Annotated in this window: 6 protein-coding genes; all 6 read left to right on the forward strand. The window is 63.3% G+C overall.

Annotated features, from left to right (window positions below; all coding sequences use genetic code 11):
• Nucleotides 1-1,653, forward strand: a 1,653-nt coding sequence (locus ACSR1C_RS20245) for a VirB4 family type IV secretion system protein (protein ID WP_460260821.1), incomplete at its 5' end; no start/stop codon positions are given.
• The gene (locus ACSR1C_RS20250; RefSeq protein WP_173585996.1) at nucleotides 1,650-1,817 is read left to right on the forward strand and encodes a hypothetical protein; all 168 of its coding nucleotides are present in this window, start codon (nucleotides 1,650-1,652) and stop codon (nucleotides 1,815-1,817) included. The genes ACSR1C_RS20245 and ACSR1C_RS20250, both read left to right, overlap by 4 nt.
• A complete protein-coding gene (locus ACSR1C_RS20255) occupies nucleotides 1,807-2,961 on the forward strand; it encodes a lytic transglycosylase domain-containing protein (protein WP_173585995.1) in 1,155 nt (384 codons plus the stop codon). The genes ACSR1C_RS20250 and ACSR1C_RS20255 overlap by 11 nt, the downstream gene beginning before the upstream one ends.
• Entirely contained in the window at nucleotides 2,961-3,770 is an 810-nt protein-coding gene (locus ACSR1C_RS20260; RefSeq protein ID WP_054540746.1) for a type IV secretion system protein, read from the forward strand. The genes ACSR1C_RS20255 and ACSR1C_RS20260 overlap by 1 nt, the downstream gene beginning before the upstream one ends.
• Before the next feature lie 17 nt (nucleotides 3,771-3,787).
• Nucleotides 3,788-4,441: a VirB8 family type IV secretion system protein gene (locus ACSR1C_RS20265; protein ID WP_054540682.1), complete on the forward strand. Its 654-nt coding sequence runs from the start codon at nucleotides 3,788-3,790 to the stop codon at nucleotides 4,439-4,441.
• 2 nt (nucleotides 4,442-4,443) lie between these two features.
• Nucleotides 4,444-5,057: TrbG/VirB9 family P-type conjugative transfer protein (locus ACSR1C_RS20270; RefSeq protein WP_460260822.1), on the forward strand; the 614-nt coding region annotated here is incomplete at its 3' end.

Consider the following 5,057-nt stretch of genomic DNA (forward strand, 5'->3'; position numbering starts at 1 on the left):
CATCGCTACGGCAAGAGTTTCACCATCGGGGAATATTCCGAAGGCACCTCCTGCACGATGTTCGACATGCTGAACCTGCCGGTCGACATGATCGTCACCCACTCCTTCACGCCGATCAATTCGAACCTCATGGCGGGCCGCATCAAGCGGCAAAAGCGCCAGATGCAGGCCAGCCAGGACGCGGCCCTATCGCTCCTGGAAGCGCTCGACATCGCCGCCGATGATCTCGAGGCCAAGCGCCAGAGCTTTGGCGAGCATCATATGGTCGTCACACTCTTCTGCGAAACGCTCGAAGAGCTGCAAACCCTCAGCGCGGAGATCGTGAACGCCGCCGCGACCGAGGGAGTGAAAATGATCGGCGAGCGGGTCGCGGCCAAGGCGCATTACCTCAGCCAGCACCCCGGCAACCAGCCAAAGCGCGTCCGCGCCAGCGCCGTCACCAACCGCAACTTCGCGGATTTTGCGGCCTTCCACCGGACACAGCTCGGCAAACCTGCAGCACTTACCCCCTGGGGCCGGGTCGTCACATATTTGCCCACGCCGGAGCAGAGCGCCTACCGGTTTTCCTATCACGAGCAGGGATCGCCCGAAAAAGAACCGACCAGCGGCCATACCCTGATCATGGGGCGGCCCGGGTCCGGCAAATCGGTGCTGTCAGCCTTTCTGATGACCCAGGCCCGTCGCGCAGGGGCGCGGATCTTCGTCTTCGATTACCGTCTTGGCATGGAGATGGCGGTACGCGCCAATGGCGGGCGCTACGCCTCCCTGAACGCAGGCCAGCCCACGGGTCTCAACCCGCTCTGGACAGAGACCGATGCGCGCGGCACCGCCTGGCTCTCGGATTGGCTCACAACCCTGCTCTACCGCGCCGACAAGCCCCTGACCCCGGCGCAGACCAACCGCATCCAGGAGGTCGTGCGCCAGAATGCCCAGGCCACCAATCCGGCCCTGCGGAACTGGCGGGATTTCGCATCGCTTTTTGTGTCTACGGATGATGACGGCGATCTGCACCAGCGCCTGCTCGAGTGGACCGAGGACGGCCGCTACGGCTGGATCTTCGGGCAGAGCCTCGAGGACACGTTCTCGCTCAAGGGCGATGTCGTGGGCTTCGATCTGACCGGCATTCTCGACAGCGAGGCCGACAAGGAACGGATGGCGGTCCTGTCCTATCTTTTCCGCCGGGTCGAGCGCGAGATCGAGGATCGCCGCCCCACCATCATCGTGATCGACGAGGCCTGGAAGGCGCTCGACAACGCATATTTCGCCGAGCGGCTCTCGAACTGGCTGGTGACCGCGCGGAAGCAGAACACCGTCGCGGTGATGATGACGCAATACGCAAGCCAGCTCGAACGTACCCGGACCGGCAAGACCATCGTCGAGGCCGTGCCGACGCAGATCCTGCTGCCCAATATCCGCGCCAGTGCCTCGGATTACGCCATGCTGAACCTCACGGAGAAGGAACTCGACGTCCTTCTCAACACGGGCAGCAACAGCCGCCTCGCACTGATCCGCGACGATCAGGGCTCAATCGTCGTCGATGCCGATCTCAGTGCTCTTGGGCCCAATCTCACCATCCTTGGCGGCATGGAGAAAGGCGAGGCGCTCGTCGGCGCCGATTACCGCGACCGCCCAGACTTCTGGAGGCTTTCATGATCCGTATTCTTGTCGCTTTGGCTGCGCTCGGCGCGCTGGCCTCCTGCACCCAGTATCGGGAGCCGCAGGCTAATTGCTTTTCCTTTCTCGCCTCGACGGCAGCGACAGCCCAGGATTGCCACTTCGCACCGCTCGGCGCGCCGGAGGGCGACATTGAAGTCTAGCCTGCCTCATATCCTCGCGTTTTGCCTGCTGCCCGGTCTCGCCTTGTCTCAGGGCGTGCCGACCAATGACAGTGGGCTGACCGCGCGTGACATCGTCGAGACTGGCGATCGCGAGGCTGACTTGGCCGTTCAGGCCGACAAGCTTGCCGTGCGCGAACTCATTGCCGAGATCGAACGGGAGCAGCTGGAAACCCTGCAACGCATCCTCGATGCCCAGACCAGCTTCGGCGGTCAGGGCTTGCCGGCTATGGTCTCGGGGCTGGAAAGCGGCAGCGGGGATCCGGCCCGGTCAGTCGAGGCGGCCTATGGCAATGCCGACATCGACCCCAATCCCGGCGGTGCGCAGATGTTCGGCGACGCCGTCGAGAACATCGAGCAGCTCATCATCCGCGTCGCCCAGGAAACCAGCGGCTTTGCGGGTGTTGGCCGCGCAGGCCTCTCCCCCGTCCAATGGCGCGCGCTGCTGCAAGCGCTGATCTGGCAGGAAAGCCGTTTCACCATCGGTGCACGGTCTCCCGTCGGCGCCTATGGTCTCACACAGATCATGCCTGGCACGGCCAGCGATCTCGGCATCAACCCGGAATATTATGACAGCCCCTACCTACAGGTGCATGGCGGCGCGCGCTATCTCGCGACCCAGCTCAACACATTTGATGGCAACATCATCAACGCCCTCGCGGCCTATAACGCCGGACCCGGCCGGGTTTTCGAGTATGGCGGCGTTCCGCCCTTTCGCGAGACCCAGCATTACGTGTCGGTCATCCCTGAACGCTACAATCTCTATCTGAGCCGTATCGGAGGGATCGATGCGCTTGGCACGATCGATCCGGCGCTTCTCGCCAATGCCAACCTCTCGCTCACGGGTCATGGGGCAGCCTTTTATGGCAGCAACTCACCAGCCGCGATCCGCCAAGCCGCCCTGCGCATTTCCGACATCGTCACGCGGATCTCCGAGACCGAGGATGTGCAGGAGAGCGTCGCGCTCAACACCTATGCACGCGCCGAACTCGTGCGTCTCGTGGCCGCCCGCATCCGGCTTCAGGCGGCACGCACCCGCGTCCTCTCTGCCGAAGAGCTGGCCCAGGCCAGCGCCCGCATGGCCGAAGGCGCGTTCATGGATTTTACGATCAGGGGGATTGAATGATGGGACATCTGCTCTTGAGGACGGCCTTGGCCACAACGCTTGGGATTGGCCTGCATCTGGACGCCCTATCCCCTGCCCTCGCGCAAGGCGTGCCCGTCGTCGACACCCAGAACATCACGCAAAATATCCAGCAGCTCCGGCAGATGATCGAGGACGAGATCCTGCAGAACGAGCAGCTGACGCAGCTCCGCGAACAGCTCGGCCTTCTCACGGACCAACTCGCGGAGCTGCAAAGAACCTACGAGGCCCTCACCCGCCTCGCCGAGCTTCCAGAAATCATCCGCACCGAGATGGAAGACGAACTCAATGGCCTACTCGACCAGGAGTTCGGGGACATCCTCGCCACGATTGAGGCGATCAAGACGGGGGATTTCTCCGGCCTGTCCGGCTCCGGCGCAGGCGAGATCGAAACCCAGATGGACCGGGTGCTGGCCGACCTCGGCTTTGACGAGGACACCCTCTCGGAAATGGCCGCGAGCGGCAATCCCGGGGCCAACCGCGTGGCGACGCAGGCCACCACCGGCGCGCTCGTCTCAGCCGCCGCCCAGAACAGCTATGAGGATGCCGGCCAATCGCTCGAGCGGGTAGACCGCCTTGTCGGGCTCATCGACGACATGGACGAACTCAAGGAAAGCATCGATCTCAACACGCGCGTGACCGCGGAGCTCGCCATTGCGCTGGTCGCCATGTGGCAACTCGAAGCCATCCAGACCGTGGGCGATGGCACCGGCGGCGTGATCGATGCCGCCACCATCGCCGAAGAGCAGCGCTTCATGGATTTCACCTTGCCGGACCTCCGGGCAGACTAATCGTGGGGGCATGACGGGTGGCGACTGAACAAGAAATCATCGAGGAAGAACTGGTCTATGGTGCTTTACGCCGCGAACGGCTCTGGCAACGCCTTGGCCTGATGGGCCTTGTCTTCGGTATCATCGGCTGTCTGAGTGCCGCGGCTGTCTCGATCCTCGACGTCGACCCGCCCCCCGTCGTTGTCCCCTATGATCCCGCCACTGGTTTTGCCCTGCCCGAGGCGTCCGTTGGGGCCACATCCGTCACCGCCAACCAGGCGATCATTGAGGCGGAGGTATTCCGCTATGTGACCGACCGGGAGGTCTATAACCAGCTCGACAACGATCTGCGCATCCGCAGCGTCCTGCGCCGCTCGGACGGAGCTGCCGAGAGCGGGCTGCGCCAGATCTGGAACAGCGCCAACGAGAATTACCCGCCGACGGTCTATGGCCCCAATGCTCGGCTCGACGTGGAAATCCTCAGCATCAACCGGATCGGAACCAACCGCGCGACGGTCCGCCTGCGCAAGCGCCTGACGTCCATTAACGGCACCCAGACCGGCCTCTTTACTGCGACGCTTCTCTTCGAGTTCCGCCCGGAGACCCGCCGCTCCATCGATGAGGTCTGGACCAATCCATTCGGCTTCACCGTTCTCGAATATTCCATCCGCTCCGACAGATTGGAGAACTGACGTTGTTGTTTATAAGATCGCTTATTTTTGTCATTGCCCTGTTGCCGGGCCTCGCCTCTGCCGAAGCCATCCCGCGTGGCGGTCCCAACGACAGCCGAGTGCGCTTGGCCACCTACCAGGAGGGTCAGGTCTACCGTCTCAGCGTGTCGCTCACCCATGTGACCACCATCGAGTTCGGCGAGGGCGAAAGCATCCGCTCGATCATCGCGGGCGACACCGAGGGCTTCGAGATCGACGGCGTCCCGGGCGGTCAGGCCTTCGCGATCAAGCCTGTGGCGCGCGGGGTGCATACCAATGTGACAGTCTATACCAACCGCCGCAGCTACTACTTCAACGTCCAGGAGGTCCGCAGCCCAACCTTCTACGTGGTGCAGTTCCGCTATCCGGAGGACGATGCGCGCCCGACCCGGGCCATCGCCGCCCAAGCGCCGAACTACAACTACGGTGCCAGCGCGCGGACCGAGTTTACGCCAACCCGCATCTGGGATGACGGGACGTTCACGTATTTCGCGTTTCCAAGAAACGCGCCTGTGCCCGCGATCTTCCGCTACGCGGGCGGCCGCGAGCGCACGGTCAACACGCAAACTCCTGAAGACGGCGTGATCCGCGTCAGCGG

This window comes from Actibacterium sp. D185-2, assembly GCF_054954595.1.

What these genes read in the sequence shown, in the direction of transcription:
- ACSR1C_RS20260 (WP_054540746.1), top strand. Translation starts at nt 2,961, where the DNA reads ATGGGACATCTGCTCTTGAGGACGGCCTTGGCCACAACGCTTGGGATT.
- ACSR1C_RS20250 (WP_173585996.1), top strand. Translation starts at nt 1,650, where the DNA reads ATGATCCGTATTCTTGTCGCTTTGGCTGCGCTCGGCGCGCTGGCCTCC.